This is a genomic window from Shewanella sediminis HAW-EB3, assembly GCF_000018025.1.
Lineage (GTDB): Bacteria > Pseudomonadota > Gammaproteobacteria > Enterobacterales > Shewanellaceae > Shewanella > Shewanella sediminis.
In genome coordinates, this window is the sequence record NC_009831.1 from 1609995 (window position 1) to 1634520 (window position 24526).

The 24526-nt window shown below is 45.4% G+C and carries 23 protein-coding genes; 12 read left to right on the plus strand and 11 right to left on the minus strand.

The genetic code is table 11. The features are described from left to right. Window position 1: 1 nt before the first annotated feature. The gene (locus SSED_RS07010; RefSeq protein WP_012141701.1) at window positions 2-1108 is read right to left on the minus strand and encodes a sensor domain-containing diguanylate cyclase; all 1107 of its coding nucleotides are present in this window, start codon (window positions 1106-1108) and stop codon (window positions 2-4) included. A gap of 350 nt (window positions 1109-1458) precedes the next feature. Between SSED_RS07010 and gltS the strand changes: the two genes are divergently transcribed. Then, window positions 1459-2688, plus strand: coding sequence for a sodium/glutamate symporter (gene gltS, locus SSED_RS07015; protein WP_012141702.1), 1230 nt, complete (start codon window positions 1459-1461; stop codon window positions 2686-2688). A 113-nt stretch (window positions 2689-2801) separates the two neighbouring features. Here the strand turns inward: gltS and SSED_RS07020 are convergent, their stop codons facing one another. The 4 genes from SSED_RS07020 to SSED_RS07035 all read right to left on the minus strand — a co-directional run bounded on the left by SSED_RS07020 (window position 2802) and on the right by SSED_RS07035 (window position 5286). Beyond that, window positions 2802-3323 carry an NUDIX hydrolase gene (locus SSED_RS07020; RefSeq protein ID WP_012141703.1) on the minus strand — a complete coding sequence of 174 codons (522 nt, stop codon included), beginning with the start codon at window positions 3321-3323 and terminating at the stop codon, window positions 2802-2804. A gap of 183 nt (window positions 3324-3506) precedes the next feature. Then, window positions 3507-4226, minus strand: coding sequence for a tRNA (adenine(22)-N(1))-methyltransferase TrmK (locus SSED_RS07025; RefSeq protein ID WP_012141704.1), 720 nt, complete (start codon window positions 4224-4226; stop codon window positions 3507-3509). A gap of 276 nt (window positions 4227-4502) precedes the next feature. Continuing rightward, window positions 4503-4631, minus strand: coding sequence for a hypothetical protein (locus tag SSED_RS25065; RefSeq protein ID WP_263053384.1), 129 nt, complete (start codon window positions 4629-4631; stop codon window positions 4503-4505). 415 nt (window positions 4632-5046) lie between these two features. Then, window positions 5047-5286 (minus strand): hypothetical protein, encoded by a 240-nt coding sequence (locus SSED_RS07035; protein WP_012141706.1) that lies wholly within the window; start codon window positions 5284-5286, stop codon window positions 5047-5049. Window positions 5287-5542: 256 nt separating this feature from the next. On the opposite strand from SSED_RS07035, the gene SSED_RS07040 reads away from it, so the two are divergent. The 3 genes from SSED_RS07040 (at window position 5543) to SSED_RS07050 (ending at window position 7178) form a co-directional block, all read left to right on the plus strand. Further along, on the plus strand, window positions 5543-6289 hold the full coding sequence (locus SSED_RS07040; RefSeq protein ID WP_012141707.1) for a transporter substrate-binding domain-containing protein: 747 nt from the start codon (window positions 5543-5545) through the stop codon (window positions 6287-6289). 188 nt (window positions 6290-6477) lie between these two features. Beyond that, the gene (gene rsmS / locus SSED_RS07045) at window positions 6478-6657 is read left to right on the plus strand and encodes a pleiotropic regulatory protein RsmS (RefSeq protein WP_012141708.1); all 180 of its coding nucleotides are present in this window, start codon (window positions 6478-6480) and stop codon (window positions 6655-6657) included. A gap of 260 nt (window positions 6658-6917) precedes the next feature. Next, the gene (locus tag SSED_RS07050; protein WP_041421573.1) at window positions 6918-7178 is read left to right on the plus strand and encodes a hypothetical protein; all 261 of its coding nucleotides are present in this window, start codon (window positions 6918-6920) and stop codon (window positions 7176-7178) included. Between the two features lie 52 nt (window positions 7179-7230). Here the strand turns inward: SSED_RS07050 and SSED_RS07055 are convergent, their stop codons facing one another. Together SSED_RS07055 and SSED_RS07060 are read right to left on the minus strand one after the other, a co-directional pair. After that, window positions 7231-7887 (minus strand): cupin domain-containing protein, encoded by a 657-nt coding sequence (locus SSED_RS07055; RefSeq protein WP_012141709.1) that lies wholly within the window; start codon window positions 7885-7887, stop codon window positions 7231-7233. A gap of 59 nt (window positions 7888-7946) precedes the next feature. Continuing rightward, window positions 7947-8738 (minus strand): SDR family NAD(P)-dependent oxidoreductase, encoded by a 792-nt coding sequence (locus SSED_RS07060; protein WP_012141710.1) that lies wholly within the window; start codon window positions 8736-8738, stop codon window positions 7947-7949. 238 nt (window positions 8739-8976) lie between these two features. Here SSED_RS07060 and SSED_RS07065 point away from each other — a divergent pair, with 238 nt between their 5' ends. From SSED_RS07065 to SSED_RS07075, 3 genes are all read left to right on the plus strand, one after another. Next, window positions 8977-9258: a winged helix-turn-helix transcriptional regulator gene (locus tag SSED_RS07065; RefSeq protein WP_012141711.1), complete on the plus strand. Its 282-nt coding sequence runs from the start codon at window positions 8977-8979 to the stop codon at window positions 9256-9258. A 95-nt stretch (window positions 9259-9353) separates the two neighbouring features. After that, window positions 9354-9656 (plus strand): hypothetical protein, encoded by a 303-nt coding sequence (locus SSED_RS07070; protein WP_012141712.1) that lies wholly within the window; start codon window positions 9354-9356, stop codon window positions 9654-9656. 395 nt (window positions 9657-10051) lie between these two features. Then, entirely contained in the window at window positions 10052-11041 is a 990-nt protein-coding gene (locus SSED_RS07075; RefSeq protein ID WP_012141713.1) for a diguanylate cyclase domain-containing protein, read from the plus strand. Here the strand turns inward: SSED_RS07075 and SSED_RS24565 are convergent. The 4 genes from SSED_RS24565 to SSED_RS07090 all read right to left on the minus strand — a co-directional run bounded on the left by SSED_RS24565 (window position 10977) and on the right by SSED_RS07090 (window position 15029). Continuing rightward, window positions 10977-11168 (minus strand): hypothetical protein, encoded by a 192-nt coding sequence (locus SSED_RS24565; protein ID WP_150104315.1) that lies wholly within the window; start codon window positions 11166-11168, stop codon window positions 10977-10979. The genes SSED_RS07075 and SSED_RS24565 overlap by 65 nt on opposite strands. A gap of 157 nt (window positions 11169-11325) precedes the next feature. Further along, a complete protein-coding gene (locus tag SSED_RS07080) occupies window positions 11326-11913 on the minus strand; it encodes a hypothetical protein (RefSeq protein WP_012141714.1) in 588 nt (195 codons plus the stop codon). A gap of 25 nt (window positions 11914-11938) precedes the next feature. Next, window positions 11939-14080: an LruC domain-containing protein gene (locus SSED_RS07085; protein ID WP_012141715.1), complete on the minus strand. Its 2142-nt coding sequence runs from the start codon at window positions 14078-14080 to the stop codon at window positions 11939-11941. 304 nt (window positions 14081-14384) lie between these two features. Continuing rightward, complete coding sequence (locus SSED_RS07090; RefSeq protein ID WP_012141716.1) at window positions 14385-15029, minus strand: hypothetical protein; 645 nt, start codon at window positions 15027-15029, stop codon at window positions 14385-14387. A 227-nt stretch (window positions 15030-15256) separates the two neighbouring features. On the opposite strand from SSED_RS07090, the gene SSED_RS07095 reads away from it, so the two are divergent. The 5 genes from SSED_RS07095 (at window position 15257) to SSED_RS07115 (ending at window position 24241) form a co-directional block, all read left to right on the plus strand. Further along, window positions 15257-16537: a serine hydrolase domain-containing protein gene (locus tag SSED_RS07095; protein ID WP_012141717.1), complete on the plus strand. Its 1281-nt coding sequence runs from the start codon at window positions 15257-15259 to the stop codon at window positions 16535-16537. Between the two features lie 453 nt (window positions 16538-16990). Further along, the gene (locus SSED_RS07100) at window positions 16991-18109 is read left to right on the plus strand and encodes a hypothetical protein (protein WP_012141718.1); all 1119 of its coding nucleotides are present in this window, start codon (window positions 16991-16993) and stop codon (window positions 18107-18109) included. Between the two features lie 480 nt (window positions 18110-18589). Further along, window positions 18590-19654, plus strand: a complete 1065-nt coding sequence (locus SSED_RS07105; RefSeq protein ID WP_012141719.1) for an efflux RND transporter periplasmic adaptor subunit — start codon at window positions 18590-18592, stop codon at window positions 19652-19654. Window positions 19655-19657: 3 nt separating this feature from the next. Continuing rightward, a complete protein-coding gene (locus SSED_RS07110; RefSeq protein WP_012141720.1) occupies window positions 19658-22795 on the plus strand; it encodes an efflux RND transporter permease subunit in 3138 nt (1045 codons plus the stop codon). 258 nt (window positions 22796-23053) lie between these two features. Beyond that, complete coding sequence (locus SSED_RS07115) at window positions 23054-24241, plus strand: C45 family autoproteolytic acyltransferase/hydrolase (RefSeq protein WP_150104316.1); 1188 nt, start codon at window positions 23054-23056, stop codon at window positions 24239-24241. The last annotated feature ends 285 nt before the right edge of the window (window positions 24242-24526 follow it).

Sequence of the window (24526 nt, forward strand, 5' to 3'; positions counted from 1 at the left end):
TTTATTGAGCGCGCCTGACGCAATTTTTGCCAGCTTGCTTAGCCAGGTAGACAGCCTCATCCGCCCGCTTTATCAGTTCACTGTAATCTTGCATCTGATCTGTCCTGGAAGAGACCCCAACACTAATGCTGCCCTGCCAGCTGCCGCTTCCGAATGAGACCGTCATGGCGGCGATTTTCTCGTGAACCTGAGTGGCAATGTGCCTGATACCATTTAGATCAGTTGCCGGGCAGATGATAACAAATTCATCTCCCCCTAAACGGCACACGATGTCATCGGTACGAACGGCATGTTGCAACTCTCTGGATAACTCGCATAACACCCTATCGCCGGCATCATGCCCATAAGTATCATTAACGGTTTTAAAGTGGTCCGCATCTAACATCATACATGCCAGTGGTTGTTGGCTTTGCACGGATTCCTGCCAAAGCTGAGTGAGCTTCTCCATGGCGAAACGTCGGTTGGGTAAACCGGTTAAGACATCAGTAACGGAGAGCTTCTCCAGGTGGGCATTGGCGTCGATTAACTCTTGCGTGCGCTGCTGAACCTTCTCTTCGAGGGAGTGATTAAACTCTATTAGCTGTTTGTTACGTTGGGATACCTGTTTAAACAGGCCATTGAGCGCCTTGAGTAGAGGGGCTGTGGCACTATCGGCTTGAGACTCCTCTCTTGCATAGGCTTGTTCCGGTGTTAATCCTGAGTCTATGGCGGCAATCTGTCTGGCCATATTCTGATCGGCACCTAAGATATGGTAGGCCAACCACTGAGTCAGAAAATCCAGAAGGTATTTAAGCGTCTCTGGGTTGCCGATAGAGGTTGAAGCCTGAATCGCTTGCATCTCACTTAAGAAGTAATTGTGGGCCTCTTCTTGCAGCTTAACGTGTCGCTCATCGACCCCTTTGGCTTGCATCAGGGCTTCTTCATCTTGAAAGTGATGCTGAGTATAGCGCCACAACTCACTGAGTACCTGGTCGATATCGCATGATTGCAAATTATTACTGGCGAGCAGGTGCCCAAACCGGTTAATCAGGTTGACGAGCTGGTGGTGTTGCCTGTCAACATCATCTAAGCCGGTAACGAAGTGTCCATCCCACTGAAACGAATCCATACGATTTTAAAACTCACTAAAACTTTTCCTGACAGGGATTGTAGGGGGTAGTCATATAGATTGTCTTTGTTCTGGCGCACAGTTTCGTGAGCTAATATTACTCCTTGTTTTTAAGTGATTATTTTGTCATGAATGGATAGTTACTGACTTTTAAAGGAGTAATTAAGATGGACGTTAACCCGTTCATATCAGAGTTAACTCACCGCGGTTTCTGCTGTTTGTAAGATGAATGCTTATAATAGAGACATAAGCTTTATAAAGCTTGATAACTCACTGAAAGTTTAGCTTTATACCCTCTACAAATGTTATAGTTTTGTAAGTTGGCAATTCAATTTTAAAGGAACTGTAAAATGGAACCTCACATCCTTGAGATTAAAGACTTTGTCTCCTTTACCTTAGCGATCATTGCGCTATTTATCGGTAAAGCGATCATCTCCCGTTACGAGCTGTTGCGTAAGTATAGTATTCCCGAGCCAGTGGTTGGGGGATTTGCCTGCGCCGCTATTGTGGGGATCCTCTATTATGCCTTTGGCTTACAAATTGAGTTTAACTTGGATGTCAGAGATATCTTGCTGCTCTACTTCTTTGCCGGAATTGGCTTGAAGGCCGACTTCGCGACTCTGCTCAAAGGGGGAAAGCCCCTGTTGATCCTGATACTTCTTTCCAGTGTGTTTATCTTCTTACAGAACTTCACGGGAGTGAGTGTTGCCACTCTATTTGGCTTAGATCCCAAAGCGGGGCTGATGTCTGGCTCTATCTCGCTTATCGGTGGCGTAGGTACCGCTATGGCATGGACCCCCACCTTTGTGGAGGAGTTAGGTATCGCTAATGCCAATGAGTTGGGTATCGCATCGAATACATTAGGCTTAATCTCTGCCTGTGTTATCGGTGGTCCCATCGCGGCTTACCTGATGAAGCGCCACCATATTAAGCCCAACCTGGATGAAGAGCTCGATATCGGTGCCAGCCATAAGAGTAGTTCAAACCATATTCAGGTAGATTATTTTGGCGTACTCAGAGCCTGGCTATGGTTGAACGTGACACTGATTATTGGTTACTTTATCGATCTGGCGATGCAGGAGGCCGGACTTAAGTTGCCTATGTTTGTTGCCTGTCTGCTCTCCGGTATTATTATCGGCAATGTCGGCCGTGCACTTTTGAATAGGAAGAAGGACAGAGACCTTACCTATGTGGAGGAGGCTTCCAGAGGATTATCATTAATTCAGGATATCTGTTTAGGTATGTTCTTAACGATGGCGCTGATGAGCCTGAAGATATGGGAGCTCGAGGGCAGTCTATTTTATATTTCGGTCGTGATGTCGATACAGGTACTGTTGTCGGTGTTGTTTACCGTCTTTATCGTATTCCGAGCCATGGGCAAAGATTATGAGGCGGCGGTTATCTGCTCCGGCTTCGGCGGGGTAACCTTAGGCTCTACGGCTACGGCTATCGTAAATATGACGGCGGTATCTCAACAATATGGTGCGGCGCACAGAGCTTTTATCATCGTGCCTTTAGTGTGTGGTTTCTTCATCGATATCATCAATGCGATGATCATTAATTTGTTTGTAAGCTTTTAGTTTGTACGCTTTTTTGCGAAATTTGTTTTACCTGGGGGGCTTAAAGACTTGATAAATGGTGATATCGATAACATAGCTATCGATATCACCTTGAGCCCTGCCGTCACCGCCGGTTACCCTTGAATGAGTTCGTCCACAATCAGTTTCAGCAGGAAGGTTTCCCGTTCGATTGACATCCCTTTCTTTGGGCTGTTAGCCATGGTGTGCTCGTTATGGGCTATTGCCTCATGAATATTAATCCATACCGGTTCCATGCCGTTTTGTATCTCATGCTCTTCCAGTCGAGTCTCGCCTAACTCAGGGTGGATATTGCACACATAGCAGTAAGACTGCATATGTACGATATCGTGATCATTTTTATACCAAGGCCGGTACTCTTCGTATAAACCAAACTCACTCATAACCTCAATATGTTGAGCGCCGGTTTCCTCTTCTAACTCACGGAGTAATCCAGCTTCAATCTCTTCGCCGTCATCGATACCACCACCAGGAATACTGTAATCATGATAACGCTCAGTGTAGAGCATTAAGATATTCTCACCGTCTAAAATGATGCCTCGGGCGGCCTTACGGTGGAACTGCTTGCCTTCGAGAGTTTGAATATCGGGGTGAATAGTGGATTTTAATAGGCGCATGAAAATATCTGGTGCCGGAACGAGGATAATGGGCTGCGAGTATAACTCAGAGTCTTGAATGGCGTATGCTTTTCTTGAATAAACGCTGCAAGCCGGAGACCTCTTAAACAGGTTTGAGGGGACCGGGCCTGTGAAGCCCCTTTGTGATGTAAGTTAACCTGAACTCGGGTTAACTCATCCGGATTATTTAATGCGCTTTTCCAGTGCGCGATAGTCATCGATGATCTGCGCCAACATATCGGCATCCTCGCCGGCACTTTTTTGCATGCGTTCATAATGCAATATCGTTTTATACAGGTATTGTTTGTCCGCATCCTGAGACAGGTTCCACATGATAGAACCGACGTTCACGATGGCTTGCTCGCAGTCTGTAGACAGATGCATTATTTCATAGAAACGTTTGTTCTCCTGAATAAGACATTCATTGACCAGACCCAACTTCAGTTGACCTAAGTGCTGCCTGAGTTTGTAGTTGTGGTGAACCGGGCAGAGGATAAACTCAAAATGTTTGCTTGGGTAGTTAGTCATAATTGAGCCGATTAACTCGATAAGCAACTCACCTCCGACCCCTGCAATGATGATTAGATGTGACTCACAATCGTCAAAATCAGCGATAGGCAGATGTGCCACATCAATACAGTGAACTTGCCAATGACTCGTCTGCATTTCATCAGCCGAGGAAGTGTCATCGCTTAATTGGTCTGAGGGGAAAAAGCGGGTGAGTTTTTTTTCGAGATCCATCATCAGCTCATCGACCACATCGACGAAGTGAATGGTGCCTGCAGCGCCTCTTTGAAGGAGTCTGGCACCAAGCAGCCCATGATCACAACAACAATCCCAAATATGGTCATAGTGATTGTTTATCATCTTGTCTATCTGACTCAATCGCTGGCTGATTTTCACGGCGTCCTCCTGTTATACCCATCTCATTAAATCCGTATTCAATGACCTGAGAGGATCCCGCTCAAAGAGCAGTTATTCAACAGGCTAGGTATTATACCGGTTGGTATTATCACAATAGGCTATTGTATCGCTTTTCTCCATTATAACTATTGAGAAAGTTAGTATTGTGAACTTAGATCTTGTAAGCATAGAGCTTGTAAGCACTGGCAGGCCGGGTGCCCGCTTTAGCTACTCTCCCCAATGAGCAGCGAGGTGAGTGGGGGGGCGATATCTAGCTTACATTATCTTGATGATGTCGACGATACTCACAGCTCTGCCTTCACTGAGCTCTGTTTGAGTTTTAACGTCTGTTACTTTCACCTTATCGCCGCCGAAATAAGCCTTTACATCATTTGAAGAAGGCATTCTGACATCTTGGCCAACCTCTGCTTGGGTCCTTGTTATCGTTCCGGTTTCTTGTAGCACCGAGTGGCTTTTAGAGTTGATTAAGTTGATGGCGGTGGATAGTAAAATGATTATAGCTATCAGCAGTTTCATATTTATTGATATGTTTTGTTGGCAGTGAGTATGTAAGATGATGAATGGGTTATCTTTAAGAGTCATTTGAATGAGTCTTGGTGATCCATAGAGAAGGAGGCAGGGATTAAGTGGAATAGATAAGGGGAACTCAGAGATTAAGTGGAGTAGAGAGGGAAGTGTATTGAGGGGAACTGCAGATTTAATGACTTGCCTGGATAAAGATAAGACGATTGCCGAAACTACGTAGAGCCACGAATTATCTATTCAGGCAAGATCAAACCAGGACCCCGCTGTATATTGCTTAAAGCATTAACTCTATCTCTAGCTCAATGTCGGTACAGTGCTTGTTGCAGAACACCCCATATTTTTTCTCTGTCCCATTTTCTGTTGGAACTATCAGCTTCAAGGGTTGTTTGCAGGTTTCACAAAGTACGGTATTGCCTTTAAACAGACGTTTAATCAAGTTCTTCTGTTCATTAAAAGACTTCGCGGTTGTCTTATTGATGTTTGAAAAATCGATTTTTTGAGTCTCAGTAGTCATAAGGTGATCTTATATTTTTAGATATTAATAGGAGTATATCCTTAGCTTGGGCTTTGATGAAACGGATTTTAATGAAATTCAGTGATAGCCGGACTTTTTTGTACCGCCTCCGTTAGCAAATGTTCGAGAATTTGAGCTTTAAGACTCATACTTAAGTTGTATTTTGGTATCTGCAGCGAATAACTCTGATAATCTAATATACAATTTCAATAAATTTAATGAGTTATATTAATAGGTATTAGCCTAGGGAGGAAAAATGCTACGAGCCGCTTGTGCCTTACTCTGTTTTTCCTGCCTGATGCTCCAAGCCGGAGAACTTAAGGTTGAAGTGCTTGAGGTTCAAGGGCTTGAGATTGAGGAGCTTGAGGTTATTGCCATGGATTATGCGCCATTTACCTCTGAAACCTCTGATGACAATGGTCTGGCATTTAAGTTGTTGAGTGATGCCTTGTCACAGAGTGCTACCTTGGTGAAACCTCAGTTTTTGTCGGCTGCGCGGGCACATCGAATGGTTCAGGAGGGGAAGTGGTGTGCCAGCTTTTACCCACCGCAAAGCCCGAACGATGATCACCGCCTTATCGGGTTAGCGGATGAACCGATAAAGTTGGGTTTATATCGGCGCCGGGAAGAGGCACCATTTGTCTGGAATAGCCTGACTGAATTAGCGGGTAAGCGAGTGGCCTATTTCAGGGCGTTAGAGCGTGATGGCCTTGGCTTTGAGATGACACAGGCCGGTATGGATATTTTTAGTGTCGAAACCACCAGACAAGGTGTTCAACTTCTTGCTAAGGGGAGGGTGGATTATGCCTTTGGTGACCAAACTTCAGGCCCTGCCTTAATGAAGCAATTGGGACTGGATCCGGGTGACTACCAATTTTCTGAAACGGTTTTCAGAGATCTCCCGGTCGCTATCTGGTTAAATCTGACTTGTCCACAAGCTCTATCTGCATTTCACTATCTCGAAAGCCATGGGTACATACAGATCGATATAGATAAACGATAGATATCATGTTAATCGAGAGGCCACGGTCCTGCTTTCGTCATGCCTCCTCCCTTAGTTAACTTCTTAGCATACTTGTCGCCAGTAGCTGAAATATCTAAAATACCCGCTTAGAATGCGATATCGCTACGGTTTGACGCTAAAGCTTCAAAATTCCTTTATAAAAACAGTTAACAGAAGATCTGCATATTATGTCAAAAGAAGAAAATACCGATAAGAACAGTGGCTCATCGATTGATGACGCACCAGTCGACGTTCAGTTGGCTGTCGACCTTATCTACCTTTTTGAGAGTAATGAGATAGACCCCCAAGTTGCGCTGTCAGCATTGGAGATAGTTAAGTCAGATCTGATGGCCAAGTTGTCCAAGTAAGTAGTCGAAATAAACGCTCTAAGTTAAGTTGTACAAATAAACTCGCTTCCTTATTCTTCAGACTCAAATTTAGTTAGCCCATCTTTTAAATCTTGTCCGGTGGTGATTCTATGACCACTGCTTTGATGAAAGTTATTTCAGTCAAGCACGGTCTCTTATCACATGAATGGTTCGGCTCTTTTCGGCGCTCCGCTCACAATCCGTAAGAGACAGTATAAGAGACTGTGAGCGGAGACAGCCGAACCGCTTGAGGAGTGAATATGTGCAGCACGCCTAAAACGAATTTGACAGCTAAAATGCCCAAGACGCCATTTCGAAGTTTTATGGCGAGCATGACTCTTACCCAACGTAAACGTTTTGCAGAGGTGGCGAATCGAGCCGAAGAGCGTCGTGAGATTAGAGAGCATTATCGTCAGCGCGCTGAGCAAAAAACACAGAACCGGGGTCAGTTTCAAGCCGCTCCAAGTTTATTCCAACGGATTAAATTGTTTTGCGACCAAACGATTAAACTGATGGGGTGAGCGCTGTCAATAATCCAGATACAGGGAGTGTTTAAACCTCTATTTACTGCCTTTAAATCGGCAGATGCCCCACTTTAACGAAAATGACCGTCTCCTGTTTCACAAAAGGATGATGCTCACTCAGGTGCGGACTACGGATCCAGGTGTGTGTCGGGTACTGGCCGTGCTCATCTTCAAACTGCCCTGACAGCACCAATATCTCTTCGCCACCAAAATGTCGGTGAGACTGAAAAACCTCATCGGCAGGCCATTTGACTAATGCGGTATGTTGCCCCTCAAAATCATGCAGTGACATGACTTTAAGTCCGCCAATTCCTGCTTGCCATGGCAGGGCACGGGTATCGATACGCACTCGCTCTGTATCGTTAGGGTCAAACTGATTTAGTTTGACGAATAAGGTGCAGCCAGCCGTGCTGAAAGGACGATGAGAGCTGCTAGGTGGATTACGGATATAGGTGCCTTGGGGATAATCACCATCTTCATCGGAAAAGGTGCCTGCTAAGACAAATATCTCCTCACCCATTGGGTGGCTATGAGCACTGAAATGCGAACCCGCCTGATAACGAACTATGCTGGTGGCATGGCCACTCTCCAGGTTCTCCCTCGCCAGAGGCTTGCGGGTGACACCTTCGAGTGGGCTGGGAAGCCAATCTAAGGTGTTTGAGTCGAGCACGACTCTTTTAGAAAAATCCAGATTGAGATGCTGCATATGTCACCTGTGTTATCTCTTATGTTACCCGAAGCCCGAAGCATAATATTGGTTTAGCCTTAATTGCGGCCAGCCATCACGCCACCATCGATATCCCATATTGCCCCAGTAACCCAGTCACTGTCACCGGAAAGCAGAAAACTTATGCTGTTGGCAATGTCTGTCGGCTTCCCAATTCGGCCAATAGGGTGGAAACTATTAAAGCCTGCCAGGGCTTCATCCATCTGTAACGGATCGATAAAGGTATTGTAAATCGGCGTCTTAACCACGGCTGGAGAGACGGCGTTTACCCGGATATTAAAGTCAGCCAGCTCCATTGCCATATGTTGGGTTAATGCATGCAACCCGGCTTTGGCCATCGAGTATGCGGAAGATGGGGTGGCTTTTATCGCCTGCTTGGCCCACATAGAGCCGATATTCACTATGTTGCCACCGCCATTTTTTATCATATTTTTAGCCACCGCTTGAGAGATAATAAAGGTCGCCTTGTTCAGGCCCATATAGATTTCATAATCACTTTCACTATGCTCAACGAAAGGTTTTGGGTTGAAATACCCGGCGGCATTGACCAGGTAGCCTATGTTTGTTGTCGGTAGTTCCACAAAGTCTGTGATGCGCCGTAGATGGCTTGCTTGGGACAGGTCGGCCTGAATACCAGATGCTTTATCTTGGCCGACATTGGCGCTCTTGTTTAAGCTGTTGAGCTCAGTCAGTGCCCTATCGAGTTTCACAGTATTATTGCCAACGATGACAACTTCAATACCTGCCTCGATGAGCTGCTTCGCCGTTTCAAACCCCATGCCGCTTGTGCCACCTATGATGAGTGCCACACCTGTTTGAGTAAATTTCATAACTGATATTTCCTGTTTCTATTCGCTAAGCTCAGCATTGAGTCAGCCTAAAATTGATGATGGGCTAGCGGATGAAGCCAGCTCGCTAAGTGTGGTAATCTTAGGCTTCTCACCCAGATGAGAAAAGTAAGTACTAATTGGTTCGCTAGGTACTTTTTGGTACATCTTTATGACTTTCAAAGAGAAATAAATTTAAAATATGCAGCAAAGAGTGATAGGTCCAAGTGAAAGCACCCGCATGGTCGAAACCATCGTCGGATGTAAATGGTCGCTGACCGTGTATCAATTATTGGATCAAGATATCAATCGACCCGGTGAGATGGTGCGTAGTGTCGAAGGTTTAACGACTAAGGTGCTTAATCAATGTTTGAAACGCAATGTCGAGTTCGGCATCTTAGAAAAAATAAGTTATCCGGAGATCCCGCCACGAGTCGAGTACCGCGTCACCTCATTTGGCGAGAAGTTTATGACAATATTAGATGCGCTTAAGGTGCTGCAGGAAGAAATTGAAGTGCAATAATACCTAGTGGTTCTAGGCTCCAGCCGTCAGTTGCTAGGCTATTAATTTGGGGAAGTCCCCACACACTCGTTGGGCGCAGGAGAGAGGAGAGAAAAATGAAAACAATAATACAGTGGTCAATGATGCTCATTTTACTATCCGCAGCTTCTGCATATGCAGATGATATCAGAACGAAGCAGAGAGAGTTGGACTCATTGTGTGAGGATGCCAGGCAAGAAAAATTGGCGCCGTTACGCGAAAAATACATAGAAGAGTGTGTAGAGAAGCAGGGGAAAGAGCGAGATTACTGCACACGGTTTTATCGGGACTATGGGGAGCGTTCGGGAAACAGACCAGCATTTTTCTATGACCTGCCGGAATGCGTGAAAGTGTGGGAATTCAAAAAGAGCAGTCGCTAAGTATCAAGGAAGGTAACCTGAGTCACTTAGCAATATGTTGCAATAACCTGTACAAACAAGTCGCCGCCCTCTAGGGTTGGGCTGCACTAACGTACTGACTCTGTTACTGGAGTTACCTCTTAAAGCCTTATATTTCAAAGGCTCAAAATACACTCATACACTTTCTGGAAAAAGGAGTCTGCTGGTAAAGGGGATATAAGCGCATTAGCCGCTAACAATTTCAGGCAATCCTAAATAGAACCGAGACCTTGATGAGAGCATTGTCATTGATAATATGCATTTTATTATCGGATAAACTTTCATTAGGGGATGCTATTCCGTTAAACTGGCTCTGTTTACATTTTTGCTACACAACTAGTGTTTATTCCTGATAGGTAAAAGAGCCGGGTGAGGGTATGGATCACAAGCAAACTATTGCACAGCTAGAGGAGGAGATAGCCCATTTACAGAGTGAGAACCTTAAGCTTAAAGCCCAAAAAGAGAGTGCGGAGGAGAAGTTGTCCGCGGCGCTCGATGGCACAGGTTTATGTTTGTGGCAGCAATATATTCCCACAGGTGAACTCACCATTTTTAACCGGGAGTGGGGGGACCTTTTAGGTTTTACTGAGCAGGAGCTTGCCGCTACTATTGATAGCTGGAAAGGCAATCTGCACCCGGAGGATAGAGATTGGGTGATTGCCGCTTTTGACGACCACGTTCAAGGCAAGTCAGATACCTACCAAGCCGTACACCGAATGATCCATAAAGATGGCAGCGTGAGTTGGGTGTCAGACAGGGGAAGAATTATCGAATATGGTCCTAAAGGTGAGCCGCTTAGGATCATGGGAACTCATATCGATATCACCCAAGAGAAGCGTTATGAGCTGAGTCTGGCCAAATTGGCACACGGAGATCCCTTAACTCATCTATTAAATCGAAAGGCACTCGAGAAGGCCTTTTGTGAAAACCAGCTCGCAGAAGATGCTAACGGTGGCGCCATGTTCTTTATCGATCTCGATGGATTTAAATCCATCAACGACAGGCATGGTCATAGATTCGGTGACCTTCTGTTGATCCATGTGGCAGATTCACTACGCTCCATCGTGGGAGAGGACGCAAAACTTGCGCGCATGGGAGGCGATGAGTTCGTGATCCTCCATCCGAGCTGTGATGTGGAACGACTTGCTAATGTGGCGCAAAAGCTGCTTAAGCGATACCACTTACCCATAAAACTGGACGGGAAGTTAGTTTCAATTGGCCTGAGTATTGGGATCAGCCTATTTAAGGGCGATGATGAGTTTATTGCTGTGTGCGAGCATGCGGACACAGCCATGTATGAGGTTAAGCGTCAGGGAAAGCATAACTATGGCTTCTGGCAAGAACCGTTAATCTGTGCGAGTCGATAACAAGAGTAATTTCAACTTTAATTCCAACCTCTTCACCCGCTTCGATAACCAGGTAATCTTCATCATAGGGTTGACCACGTTTGGCAAGTGCCCCTTCGTAGAGGACAGGCTCTCTTGCTAAAGTCACGCGGATAAATTCACTTAACCATGCATCGAAAGGAGTGTGCCGTTCACAAATTTAGCTATCCGAAAAAAAAGGGCGGGTATTAACCGCCCAAAGACAAGGTTCGTTCAGGTATTTAGGTTAGTTTCAGTTTGGCGTATTTTCCGCAAAATATTCGTGGCTAGTTTAGCGTGAGTCGCTGATCTTGGGCTTGGTCATCATATTGCCAAATTTGATAGTGAGGTGCCGTACCATCGTAGAACCAAAGTACGGCTATCAATTGCCCATTATGGTTGGCAATTTTGAGATCTGTATCAAGCTTGCCATTCGCGGTCGGCCCCCGGTACTGACAAGACTCGAAATTCACCCTGTAGTTGTTATTACTGCCACTGAATTCATCGCATAGAGAAAAATAGGCGCGTTTTGTCGAGTCCATCTCTATCGATACTGCCAGTTGAAATGCGGCTTGCATGGTATTGTTGGCATCGACTATCAGATCGTCCATTGAGGTTGGATCCGGTATCGGTTCGGGATCCGGATCCGGTGTTGTGGTCTCTGGTGGCGTAGTTGTGGGTGTCGTTGTATCAGCCGTTGGCGTAACGCTGGTCGGTGGACTTGTTATTTCTGTGGCACCATCATCACCGCCTCCACCGCAACCCGAGAGTAAAATCGAGATAATGGTGATGACCAAAACCGGTGACGTGAAAATGGTTCGGCATAATCTACTCATGCTGTGTCTGGTTATTCTTTGTTTGATTATAGATTTCATGTTCTGATCCTTATTCCTGTCTCGTCTAATCCTGGAAAATCAGTGATCGGTTTGCATTGAGATACCAGTTGGGGTTGGTGTTTCCCGTTTTATCTGCAGCAAAGTTAAGAAATTCCGAATAGGTCATATCTAACCTTTCTCTTTCGAGAGGGTGTTGCCAACTGGTCGGGATCTCTATAGCCCAACTCATGCCATTCTCATTGAGGAAATATTGGCCCGCACCGGGGTCGGATCTATCCTCTCTGGATCCGAAATAAGCGGTGGCAAATTTATCGGTCGGAGCCTTGTTTTTCAGGTGGATCTCCAGCTTGCGTCCCGGCAGCTCTCCAACCACGTTTTTGGCCGCTAAGCCGTGGTCGGTGCCGGGAGTGGCAAAGATAAAGGGATCATAGGGGAAATCCGGCATCTGTGATTGGGCAATCGTGGTCTCGAAGGGGACTCTCATCTTCCAGGTGGTTCGATAGCTGGTGCCACAACCCGATTCGGTTCTCAGGTAGTTACACCCGGTCGATAAACTGATGTGATCCCACAAGTCTTGGGTAAAGATAAATACGGCATTAGTTTGTCCTGACTCTAATGGAGAGCCTGCCTGAGCAACGTCATCTATACTCCATTCGATGGAGTTTTCTTTAACCTTGCCCATAGCAACATCGGGTAGTTGTATCGCAAACCCGTTATGGTAGGCGGCGCCCATTGCGGCAAGCTGAGCTTCAAACTCGACTCTTATTATCTGATTATTCTTGATATATTCGATCAATCTCAGGTGAAAGATGACGTCGTTCATATCGTAATCTTCCTGATCGGGGTAGAGATCTTCATAGGCAACCGAGGTGTAACTCGATGATGAGGGGTAGTAATTAATCGTGACCCCGGTTTCGGTTATGGTGATCTGATGATCTTCCACCTCACCGTCACCGACACCGCCAGTCGGGCCGATATCCGCCAGACTGCTGAAGCGAAATCGTGCCCAGGATTGGCCGGATTTTCCCCAGGTTGGCACATCTAAACTCACGCTGTTACTGCCAGGAGAAAGTGCATGGCCGATAATTGCCTGTTCATCACTGTCGAAACTGCCGTTTTGATTCCAATCGAACCAGGCATTGAGGTAACCACCTGTGCCTGTAGCGGTCGCTAATATTACAGCCGATTCACCCAGCTCGAAGCCAGTCGGAAAGCTGATACCATCTTCATCATCTATGCCATCACTGCTGTCATCAGAAAGCGGCAATGGGTAACCATTAGCTTCATTGTCGACGAGTGAGCCCAGATAGAAGTCATCGATAATCGAGTGTCTGGCACCATTAGATGCCATATAGGTGCCGTATGAGTCTGGGGCGTCACCGAAGTCAACGTTATCTCCAACGGGGACCTCGGCCAAGGCGCAGCGGGCGCCATCATTGCTCGATGATGAGGGGCCATAAGCAAATATATCCGCACTGGGGTTCGCTTCATCGACATTGAGGCGATAGATCTTTCCGTCACTGTTATTACTGAGGTAAAGGGTTCCGTCAGGATCGAAGAACTGGGCACCGAAGGTAAAATTTGAACCCGAAGAGGTGACCACGACACCTAAGTTATTAGCCGAACCATTTGAGGGATCTATCTGCAGTAAGCTACCAGTGGCCCCATTGGTCACTGCATAGATCTGCCCGTCACTGGGGTGGAAAGCAAAGTCAGTTATCTTATAGGTGGCATTATCGGTACTTCCGACAACCAATGACATTGAATAGTTATTAGGGTCATCGAGGGGGATTTTAAATAAGCCTTTGTTTTTTTTATAGCCGTACCAAACATTTTCATCGATGGCGATATCACCCACAAAGAAGTTACCGGCCGCGGCGGCAGAGGTATCCTTAGTGACGTTTAACGGCGTGATGATGTAATCATCGCCTGTCTTACCTAAGGTACTGCCTTCGTAATCCCACCCATAAATATAGTTATCATGATAATTATATCCGACACCGTTATAGGCTTTAATGCGATTCATGTCGTTTGAAAGTATGACATAACTTCCTGTCGCCAGCTCTACGCCATAAGAGATAGGGACAGAGGAGGGGGTTTGTATGATAAATGCTTGAGTTGGACAGTTAGAAAACTCTGCCGCCCATGACGTTCCCTGGCTGAGCAATAAACACGTGGTTATAACCGAGCAGTATGCTGTTTTCATTGGGTGTCCCTATATCCATATTCTCTGTGTAGAGGGTTAAATGCAGGGGATGTGCCACAAGTTAAAACTTTTATTTATCAGGCTATTACGCTTGATTTATTGTTCGCTTTTTGAAAGTCGGTGCAAACTGCAAATCAAGTTGCAATTGGAAAGATAGCTGGAAAATAGGGTGAAAAGTGGTGGAATTTGTAGAGCGAGAAACTTATACCGATTGGTATTATTCAGCATTGAGCTCAACGGTTCTCGATTGTGCTCAATGCTGAGTGGGGCTTGAAGAGAGACTTTTTATACCAAGTGGTATTACTTAATTGGCGATGTAACTACACCATTCACTGAGTTCTCGTGGATCGCCATAGGCTTTCATCCAGCGAATAAAGCTTTGAGGGCAACGAGTGCTGAGATTTAACTGGCACCAGGCATCGAGCGCTGCCTGTGTATTATACCCTTCATAGTAGGCATCGAATGCCTTATCTGAGTGTCGCCAGAATTTATGATCGATTCTGCCACGCTCGGCCAAAAATGGATGGTCGCCTTTAGGTTGAACTTGCTTACGAACGTGATTGCTCAGATCATTTAATATCCGCTGCAGTACATCTGCGCCGATCTCATTCATCTCAAGTTCGTCGATCTTGTCGATGTCGCTACCCACCAATAGATTGATACGTTCAATTAAGTAGTCGGTATTGAGTGAGATAGCCAATTCGTAAGCGAACAGGTCTAACTTTGCGAGGATTCGGTCTCTGTACTCCTCTTTAGAGAACAGCTTATCTTTAATTGCCTTGTTGTAGTCTCTGACACCTGGATGCTTGCTGATAAGCTCTTTCTGCAATAGTGGGTATTCACTTAATTGCTCTTTAGGGAGTAACGACAACAGATTAACCAGCTCAGAAGTATTGACCATTAAGCTGCCAAGTTCTGCCTTAGCTTTAGGTGATAATTTTGTTGTCATCTTAGTCTCATAGCTAATCAAAAGTGACTTAATATTACCTGTTTATGACTTCACTGGATACCGCTAAGCACTTGAATGAGGGGTTTATCACTAGAAATCACTAAGAGGAAGATTGTTTTATAGTGAAGCGCTGCTTGGCATAGTGTGGACCATGAAGTCTGTAGCGTAATAGAAATTACATCGCTATTTAAACAAGCGTTACCAAGTTTCTTTTCAGGAGATGTTAGATGAAGACCATTGCATCCATACTATTATTGGCACTTCCCTTGGCTTTGGCTCATCAAGCACAAGCGGTGGAATTCAAGCCACTCGATAACGCATTTGTCCAGCAATCGGCTGCTTTTGGGGTCACTCAGGATAACTGGGACCATGGAGCCCATGCCGGGGTAACATTTCCTAATGCGTATCGGTTTACCCCCCATATGGAGATCTCACTGCCTGTCGATGTTAACCCTCGAGAATGGCCAGAGCGCCCTCAAGCGCTGTTGCAGCTGACTGCTGCAGATCTCGATGGTGAGCACAGCTTAGAAGTGCTCCTCAGAGACCGATTGAAAAATCACTCTATGGTGGTGCTTAACAAAGGGAGCTTAGTGCATCAGCACTTCTGGAATGGTTATGGTGCCGGGCAGACACATCTGCAGATGTCAGTGACTAAGTCTTTTACATCCCTCCTGACCTCAATCGCCGTAGCGCAGGGGAAGCTGGATATGGACAGAGCCATTATTCAGTATCTTCCTGAGCTGAAAGGCACAGGCTTTGAGGATGCAACCGTGCAGGAGGTTGCCGACATGCGTTCAGGCATAGGTGTCACCTTCAGCGAAGGCAAGCTGTGGGACGATCGTATGACAGAAGCGCAAGATTGGAACGGCGACAGTAAATACCCTGATATGCGCGGTGTGATGGATTATGCCAATACTCTGGATAACCATAGGCCAATAGGCAAGGTTTATGACTATCTGGATGTGAATACCGAGCTGTTAGGTAAAGTCGTCGAGAAGGTGCAGGGCCAGCCGTTAGCTGAACTACTTGAGTCGCAGATCTGGGGCAAGATAGGTGCACAGCAGCCAGCCAAGTGGATGAGTAATCGTAATGGCGAAGTTGTGGCGTCCGGAGGATTAAATATGACAACCCGGGATCTCGCCAAGGTGGGTGAAGTTATCGCCAACAAAGGGGTGAGTCAACAGGGTGAACGAGTCATTCCTGCTGAGTTTATCGAAGCGCTCTTTCAAGGTGATGATAAAGTTCGTTTTGCCTGGCAGCAGGGCAAGGAGTCGGCGCTTGCGACAGGTTGGTATAAGGATCAATTTAGAGTACTCGATATTAAAGGACATAAGTTTATCGCCATGGTCGGAATTCATGGTCAGATCTTGGTGATCGAGCCTAAAAGCCAAACGGTTATTGCGATGAACTCAGGTTTCGGCGAAATGGAACCACCACGGATGGCCATCTTAATTTTTCAGCAGATTATTCCAGCAATTTTGGATAAGCTGGCACAGGATAAAGCATAGTAATACCAATCGGTATAAAAGTTTATGGACTCTCTGAAGCCACGGATGGCCCCCTTTCTTAAAATCGTTCTCTTATGATTAGCGAGCATACTCGCTGCTTATGAGAATGGTATCAAAACATTCATTTTATATTAATTTCTTATTTGTGCCATTTGATATCTATTTATAAATATCCACTTTGAAAAGTAGTGTCTAAACATTATATTGTTAAAGTACATTTGATATTTTCTTAACTTGTTTCTAGTTTAATTAAGCTTGCTAGTGATGATTAATGAATTTTTTTAATTTAACCTCGCTCTGTACTCTTGTTCGTCCCATGAACTCATGTGTTAATGAGCTTATGTTTCACGGATCGGGGGACAAATTAGCTTCCCGGCTATTAACAGGAGAGAGGTCAATCCTCTCTCCACCTAAATAATCTTGTTTTACAAAACATCTATTGGTAGAAAACTCATGAATAAAGTATGGATTAACTCATTACTACTTGTTCTTTTTAGTGACATCAATGTTGTTGCCGCCGATTCGCCAGAGCGACTTGAAGTCGGTGGTGCTGTAAAAGTTAACTACAAATATATCGACTATAATCAAGAGTCGAAACACAAAGGGGGGGATCTGGTTTTTGATGTGACTTCGATTAAATTTTCAGGAAAAAATGGCCAATGGGGCTTAGAATCTGATTATCGGTTTACTGCGGACAGTCATTATGTGAGATATGGCTATGGTTACTATGATGTGTCGAATGACTTTCAAATCCAATTCGGTGTAAATCAAACCCCTTTCGGCAATATAGGTGTTATATCAAATAGCTATTGGTTTGGCCTGCCTTATTACTTAGGCTTCGAAGATGATCATGATGTGGGGATCAAATCTGTATATAAGGGTGAGAATTTTCGTACTGAGTTCGCCTTCTACAAGAATGCCGAATATGAGGCGAGCGAAACCAAACGTTATGGCGCCGATCTCTATAGCGGAAAAATTGGTGGGATTGAATACTTTAATGAAGAAGTAAATCAATTTAATTTAAGGCACACGTATTTTTTTGACCATGAGGCGGGGGGGACTGCTTTAGGTGTTTCGCTACAATATGGAGATATCTATAATAGTCAAACAGGAAATATGGGCGAGAGAACCGCTTATGCGCTTCATTTAGATAGTCATATATATGATTGGAATATTCAACTCCAATTACTGGAATACCAATATGATGCCGCAGAACCCGTCGGTAGCAAAAAAATTGCAGTTTCTGTTGTTGGAGCGACTTTCGAGGTGGCGAGTAAAGCGCAGGTTTACAGCGTTAATATCGCTAAAAATGTGCCAACATCCTGGGGCCGACTTAAACTTTATAATGATTTCGGTTTAATGACACCCGATGTCGACGATAGTAGCTATGATAATAGTATGCAAAATGTCACCGGATTTTCTGCGTATATTGGCTCCGTGGTTATTATGCTCGATTATATCATGGGGAATAACATGACATTCTCAACGGCCGATAATAACCATATTGGTCTGCCGTGCTTGGGAGAGGGGTGGGATAAGAGGGTAAACTTTAATTTAGCTTATTATTTTTAGTTCTATGCTCTATGTTGTAAAGTATAAGAACTATTGCATTTTTTAATTCTAAAATGCTCCACATTTTTAGTGCATCTTCCTATTTATTTTTCTATTCATTTTCCTATCTAATTAAGTTGTGTGCGACACATCCCACTTCGAGTTGTGACTATGTTGTTGATCACGTAAACCTCGTTTTCAATATTTGTTTTTCATGTTTCCTAGTTATTAGTTTATTAATACTCCTAATGATGCTTGGTGATTGTTTTTTAACTAATGTCGTCAGTATTGAAAAAACAATGAAATATCAAGTTAGATATTCATGACATTAACTCTTAACTTTTAACTATTAAAGAAGTAGATGTGACTGGTCGTAGGGCATGAACGATGGAGCTGTAGTGGGTGGTTATAGGAATTTAACCAGTAGGCCATGATTATCTGTTTAAGACAATTTTACCGATATCGAAAGCGGAGAGCTTCCTCTTTCCACCAGGAGAAAAAATGAAGAATCACACTCTAGTCGCACTTGTTGCATTGTCCCCTACATTGGCGCTATGCACCCATGCATCAGAGCTTGATGTTACTCAGGTACCAGCCACTCAAGTCAGTATCGCCAGCGCAAAATATCAACCTGTCTTTCAGACAAAGACCTATAGTACGGCATTGACGGCCTCTGAAAGGGTGCAGATCATCGCACTCACTACAGGAGCTCTGGAAAAAAAGTTAGTCAGAAATGGCCAAGCTGTGCAGGAGGGCGATATTTTAATCGAGTTGGAAGATATCGATTATGTGGTTAATCATAAAGAGGCAATGGCAAATGTTCTTCTAGCCAAGGCTAACTTGAAAGAATCAAAGTCTGCCTATGAGCGTGCGATAAAAGTGCGTAAACACGGTGATCTGGCCGAGTCTACCTTCGATAAGATGGAGGCGGCATTTGAAGCTGCCAAAGCACAGCTTGAACTGGCCAAAGCATATGAACAACGTGCTCAAATTGAGCTCGATAGGACTAAGATCCGTGCATCAACCAATGGCAAGATCACCGCGCTTTATGTCGATGAGGGGCAAGTGTTATCTCGTGGAGAGCCCATTAGCTATATAGTTAACGATACTATGATCGATGCTATCGTTGAACTTCCGAGTAATGACTCCTTTATTCAAAGTATAGATAATTTAACCGCCGAGCTGATAGTCAACAATAACTCTTATGCTCAAAACGGCAGGCTTTTCGCCATCGATGGCGCAATAGACCCCAGTAAAGGTACGTTGAAAGTCCGTTATCGTTTCGACAACAGAGGCGATCTACTCGATGGCCAATTTGCAAAAGTTGTTCTGTCTAACAACTCAAAGAAGGGCAATATTGCCGTGCCTCAGACTTCAGTGTTGACCGACCGTTCGGGCAAGTTTGTCTATCTCGTCGTCGATAATAAGATCCACCTTCAGCGTGTGACTTCATTAGGGACACATGGACTGAGTGAGATACTCGATGGTTTAAATGAGGGAGACCAGGTGATCACCAGCGCGACCATGAAGCTTTACCCTGGTCTGGATGTCGAGATTAAGGGGTAAGTCATGAGCCGTTTCTTTATAAATCGTCCTAATTTCGCCGTCGTCATAGCCCTGTTTATGACCATTATCGGCATGATTGCCATCACTCAGCTTCCTGTGGGTCAATATCCTAATGTTGCGCCTCCTACCGTGATGGTTTACGTCAACATGGATGGGGGCTCAACCGATGTGATGCAAAAATCGGTCGCGTCAATTATCGAAAAAGAGGTCAATGGCGTAGAAGGCATGACCTATATGAAATCCAATATCGGTAATGACGGTACCTATTCTCTTGAAGTAAGTTTTGAGATTGGTATCGATGCCGACAGAGCGGTGACTTTAGTTCAAAACCGGGTCAACAAATCGATCTCTCGTTTGCCCGATGGCGCGCGCCGCTATGGTGTAACCGTCGAGAAGGTCTCTTCAGGCATGCTGATGGCTTTTAGTGTACGTGATGATAGCGGGAAAATGGATGCCATCGAGCTGTCAAATTGGACCTCTGTGATGCTTAAGGAGGGGTTGCAGCGTATCTCAGGAGTCTCTCGGGTGATGGTTATCGGAGAGAAGAACTACTCTATGCGTATCTGGCTCGATCCCTCTAAGATGAGCGCGCTGGGTATCGCAGTGGAAGATGTACAGGCGGCCTTGCTTGAGCAGAACCAAATATTGGCCGCCGGCCGTTCGGGTATCGAGCCCAGTGCAGAGATGCATTCCTGGGAGTATACATTTAAGGTCGAAAGCGCACTCTCATCACCCGAACAGTTTAGTGAGGTCATTGTTCGCTCGGATCAATATGGACTCGTCAAAGTGAAAGATATCGCCAAGGTTGAACTTGGCTCCGTGCAATATATGGCTAACACCTACCACAACAACCAAGCTGCCTCCACGGTATTTATGTACCGTTCTCCGACCTCAAATGCGATGGATGTAGGTAATGCGGTGAAAGCGTACCTGAGTTCGGCAGCTTTACCCGATGGTATGAAAATCGATATCCCCTATGATGGTACGGTATTCGTTCAGGCCGCGATTGACGATATTTTCAGTACCCTGCGTGATGCCGTTATCTTAGTTACGCTAATTACCCTGCTGTTCCTGCAAAGCTGGCGTGTCACATTAATTACGGCGGCTGCGATTCCGGTCTCCTTGATCACCACCTTTGCCGTTATGCTCGCGGCGGGCATGACCATTAACATCATCAGTATGTTTGGTTTGATCTTGGCGATTGGTATTGTGGTCGATGCGGCAATTATTGTGATTGAAAACGTCGAACGATTGCTGGAGGAGGATCTAGAGCTCAGTGTTAAAGATGCAGTGTTAAATTCGATGAAAGAGGTAACGGGGCCTATCATCGCCTCCATGTTGGTGTTGTTATCTGTTTTCGGACCGACTCTGTTTATGCCGGGGATGACTGGGATCTTATACGGTCAGTTTGGTATCGCCATCTGTGCAGCGGTCGTGATCTCCACCATAGTCGCGCTGGTGTTGACACCTGTGATGTGTGTCTTATTGATGAGACGTGGTGAGTCGAAGAAGATCTGGCTATTTAGGGTGTTCAATAAAGGGGTCGATAAAACCCGAGATGGTTTCGGCACAACGGTCCAATTTTTGGGGCGTCGCTTCGCTTTATCCGGAGTACTCTTTGTGGGTCTAATCGGTGCTATCTATTTCCTGGGGGCGAACACCTCTACCGGTTTCCTGCCCGAAGAGGATAAAGGCACTTTGTTTGCGGTGGTGATGTTGCCCGATGGCGCCGCACTGCATCGTACCGATAAGGCTCTGAAGTCGCTATCAGAAAAGGTTCAGCATATTGAAGGTGTCAAGACGGTGTTGTCGGCATCGGGTTTTAATCTGATAACCAATACATCGGGCTCAAATGCCGGTCTATTGTTAATTTCGCTCGATGAGCTGGAGTTGCGTCGAGGCCAGGTTGGACTGGATCAATGGACTGTACTTGCACAAATCCAAGCCACTATCGATGCTAATGATGAGGTGTATGGTTTTGCCTTCTCACCACCTGCGATTCCCGAGCTGGGTTTAGTATCAGGCTTCGACTTGATGTTTAAAGATAAGATGGGACGGGATCCTGCCGAGCTTGCCGAGGCGGCCAACACCTTCATTGCCCAAATTAATGAAGATCCCAGAGTTGTGGGAGCCTATACGACTTTCAACGCTAATACGCCCAATATCATGCTCGATATCGATCGTGAGAAGATCAAGATGCTGGGTCTGCGCATGGATCAAGTGTTCAACACCATTCAGGCGCAATTTGCAGGCGCTTATGCCGGTGAGTTCAATAGAGAGGGACGTAATTTCTATGTCTTCGTTCAGGCCGAACAGGTTAACCGTAAGAATATTGAAGATCTTAACTATCTGACGGTTCGAAACGATAACGGCGATTTGATCAACATCAGCTCCTTGGTGACTCCAAAAATTGTGTTTGGGCCTCAGGTTATCCAGCAGTTTAACTTGATGCAGGCGGTGAATATCAATGGTTACCCGGCTCCGGGCTATGCTTCGGGAGATGCGATCGCTGCCGTTGAAGAGGCCGCGAAGGCTCTGCCAGAAGGTTATGAGATTGAGTGGGCGGGTCTGACTAAGCAGGAGTTGGCGGCGGGAGATTCGGCGGTTATCGCCTTCATGCTTGCCATCTTGTTTACCTACCTGTTATTGGTGGCGCAATATGAGTCCTGGGTCGTCGCCCTGTGTATCATCTTGTGTGTTCCTACGGCCCTGCTAGGCACCTTGTTTACCGTCTTTGCCATGGGAGCCGATATCAATATCTATGTCCAGATAGCTATGGTGTTGATGGTGGGAATGGCGGCGAGAAACGCTATCTTGATTGTCGAGTTTGCCAAGCTACTACGTGAAGAGCAGGGCTATAGTATCGTCGATGCTGCGGTGACCGCGACCAAATTGCGTTTCCGCGCGGTAATGATGACGGCGATGAGCTTTATCCTCGGGCTGGTGCCGCTGATGTTTTCCGATGGAGCGGGTTACGCCGCACAGCAGGCGATCGGTTGGGCGGCTTGCGGAGGCATGATATCGGCGACCTTTATCGGTCTCATTGTTGTACCGGTACTCTATATCATGCTGCAAACTTTACGTGAAAAGTGTGTCAAGGTTGAGCTGCAATCATCCGCTACGCTTGTACCCTCAAGCTAGTATTGCGCAGTTCTACTTTTATCGATGCCAATCTGATTCAGATTGGCATTTTACTTTTAACTAAACCGCTTGCCGTTATCCGTCTGTCCACCTTGTTGCTTGTCACTGCTTATACCGATTGGTATTACTATTTCACTACCGCTCTTTAGGTTTTGTAGTGATGTTTAGTGTTTTTTTTCGGCATATTCTGACCCTGTTCCAAATTAATTAACAATGAGTTGGCCTCCTGGTGAGTCAATGCAACCGAAGAGTAATATTATGAAAGCATTAATATTTTCCACACTTGTCTTAGCTACATCTTTTAGTGTCAATGCTGAGTTAATTCAGCATTCTGAGCAGATAGGTGAAATTAAGTTTACCGGCAGTACCTATGAGTTAGGCCAACATGTTGGTGAAGTGGCCAGCGAGCAGATATTAGCGGGTATGCAGAGGTTCGATACCACTCTGGGGGTCATGTTGCCAGGTTTATCTCTTTCAAAGCTGGAGCAGTCATTCACTGATAATAAAGTGTTTTCTAAGCTTAAACTGGCGTCTCCCGATGCGGCCCAATATATCGCCGGTTTATCTGCATCTCTCGATATCAGCCCTAATCGTATCCTTGCCGTTGGTATGTCCGATGAAGCCATTCTTGAGAGTCAGCGTAGTGGCGGCATGGGGTTTCTTCAGGCCGAAGGGCATCAGCCTGCCGCTCCAGCTAAGTGCACCTCATTTGCCGTTAAGGCAAAAGGGGGTAAAGCCTGGGCGGCTTCAAACTTCGATTATATGGGGATTAACTACCAAGGCTTGTTGATGCTTAACCATACCGATACCGACGGTGGCCATCGCATCATACAGACATGGGCGGGTCTTATCCCCTATGGCGGCGTGAGTAAAGGTGGTCAGGTTTTCTTGATGAATACCATGGCCGATGAAGGCACTGCCAGACAGAATGCCAAAGGTGAAATTTTATCTGAGACTGCAGTACCTTCCTACTATCTAAGTTGGGATGTGTATAACACCAAGACGACGGCTGAAGTGGTCAAGTTATTTAAGAAGTACCCCGAGTACACCGCATTTTTTACTTACACGGTTGCCGGCGAAGGTCAGGTACTGAATATTGAGAATAACTATGGTGGTCATGTTAATTTTAGTTATGGCGACTGGCAGGCGCATGCTAACCACTCTCTATATCAGCCAAAACCTGAAATTGTGAACGCCAGCTTTGCGGCTAAATCTGTTGCACGCCAGGATGCTGCCGAAAACTTTATGAAAAAAGAGGCAACAACGGCTTCAAAGGCAGATGTACAGAACTTTATGGGTCACTCGGTATTGTGGAAAGGGCGTGGTGAGCTTATGGGAACGGTAACCTCTACCTTCTATGAGATAGATAACGGTAAGGTCACCCTCTATTTTCAAACAGATCATGCCGGTGAGAATGAGAAAACAGTTGTGATCACTTATGGTTAAATTTTAATATTCTTCTTCACTCGATTCACTCAAGCCCTGGACACGATTCCAGGGCTTTTTATTGTCTGAAGACTTAGTTTGTCTTGTTGGCTGTTAAGTTTGTTTTTAATTATCAGCACCACTTCTATTACCCCCGTATTACTAACCCTCTTAATGATGCTTAATCAAGCTTAATCCTTAGAATATTAACTAAAGCAGAGTGCTGGAAAGTTAATTATCTCAATGCCTTTTAGCCTTCGTAGCCCACTCGGTTAACCATTTCAGTATCTATGATTTTGAGGACCT

Excerpts from the sequence above, each read along its gene's own strand:
- SSED_RS07105 (WP_012141719.1), top strand. The coding sequence starts at position 18,590 with ATGAAGAATCACACTCTAGTCGCACTTGTTGCATTGTCCCCTACATTG.
- SSED_RS07110 (WP_012141720.1), top strand. The coding sequence starts at position 19,658 with ATGAGCCGTTTCTTTATAAATCGTCCTAATTTCGCCGTCGTCATAGCC.
- SSED_RS07055 (WP_012141709.1), bottom strand. The coding sequence starts at position 7,887 with ATGCAGCATCTCAATCTGGATTTTTCTAAAAGAGTCGTGCTCGACTCA.
- SSED_RS07095 (WP_012141717.1), top strand. The coding sequence starts at position 15,257 with ATGAAGACCATTGCATCCATACTATTATTGGCACTTCCCTTGGCTTTG.
- SSED_RS07035 (WP_012141706.1), bottom strand. The coding sequence starts at position 5,286 with ATGACTACTGAGACTCAAAAAATCGATTTTTCAAACATCAATAAGACA.
- rsmS (WP_012141708.1), top strand. The coding sequence starts at position 6,478 with ATGTCAAAAGAAGAAAATACCGATAAGAACAGTGGCTCATCGATTGAT.
- SSED_RS07075 (WP_012141713.1), top strand. The coding sequence starts at position 10,052 with ATGGATCACAAGCAAACTATTGCACAGCTAGAGGAGGAGATAGCCCAT.
- SSED_RS07080 (WP_012141714.1), bottom strand. The coding sequence starts at position 11,913 with ATGAAATCTATAATCAAACAAAGAATAACCAGACACAGCATGAGTAGA.
- SSED_RS07065 (WP_012141711.1), top strand. The coding sequence starts at position 8,977 with ATGGTCGAAACCATCGTCGGATGTAAATGGTCGCTGACCGTGTATCAA.
- SSED_RS07090 (WP_012141716.1), bottom strand. The coding sequence starts at position 15,029 with ATGACAACAAAATTATCACCTAAAGCTAAGGCAGAACTTGGCAGCTTA.
- SSED_RS07070 (WP_012141712.1), top strand. The coding sequence starts at position 9,354 with ATGAAAACAATAATACAGTGGTCAATGATGCTCATTTTACTATCCGCA.
- SSED_RS07010 (WP_012141701.1), bottom strand. The coding sequence starts at position 1,108 with ATGGATTCGTTTCAGTGGGATGGACACTTCGTTACCGGCTTAGATGAT.
- SSED_RS07085 (WP_012141715.1), bottom strand. The coding sequence starts at position 14,080 with ATGAAAACAGCATACTGCTCGGTTATAACCACGTGTTTATTGCTCAGC.
- gltS (WP_012141702.1), top strand. The coding sequence starts at position 1,459 with ATGGAACCTCACATCCTTGAGATTAAAGACTTTGTCTCCTTTACCTTA.
- SSED_RS07040 (WP_012141707.1), top strand. The coding sequence starts at position 5,543 with ATGCTACGAGCCGCTTGTGCCTTACTCTGTTTTTCCTGCCTGATGCTC.
- SSED_RS07050 (WP_041421573.1), top strand. The coding sequence starts at position 6,918 with ATGTGCAGCACGCCTAAAACGAATTTGACAGCTAAAATGCCCAAGACG.
- SSED_RS07100 (WP_012141718.1), top strand. The coding sequence starts at position 16,991 with ATGAATAAAGTATGGATTAACTCATTACTACTTGTTCTTTTTAGTGAC.
- SSED_RS07115 (WP_150104316.1), top strand. The coding sequence starts at position 23,054 with ATGAAAGCATTAATATTTTCCACACTTGTCTTAGCTACATCTTTTAGT.
- SSED_RS25065 (WP_263053384.1), bottom strand. The coding sequence starts at position 4,631 with ATGCCTTCTTCAAATGATGTAAAGGCTTATTTCGGCGGCGATAAGGTG.
- SSED_RS07020 (WP_012141703.1), bottom strand. The coding sequence starts at position 3,323 with ATGCGCCTATTAAAATCCACTATTCACCCCGATATTCAAACTCTCGAA.
- SSED_RS07060 (WP_012141710.1), bottom strand. The coding sequence starts at position 8,738 with ATGAAATTTACTCAAACAGGTGTGGCACTCATCATAGGTGGCACAAGC.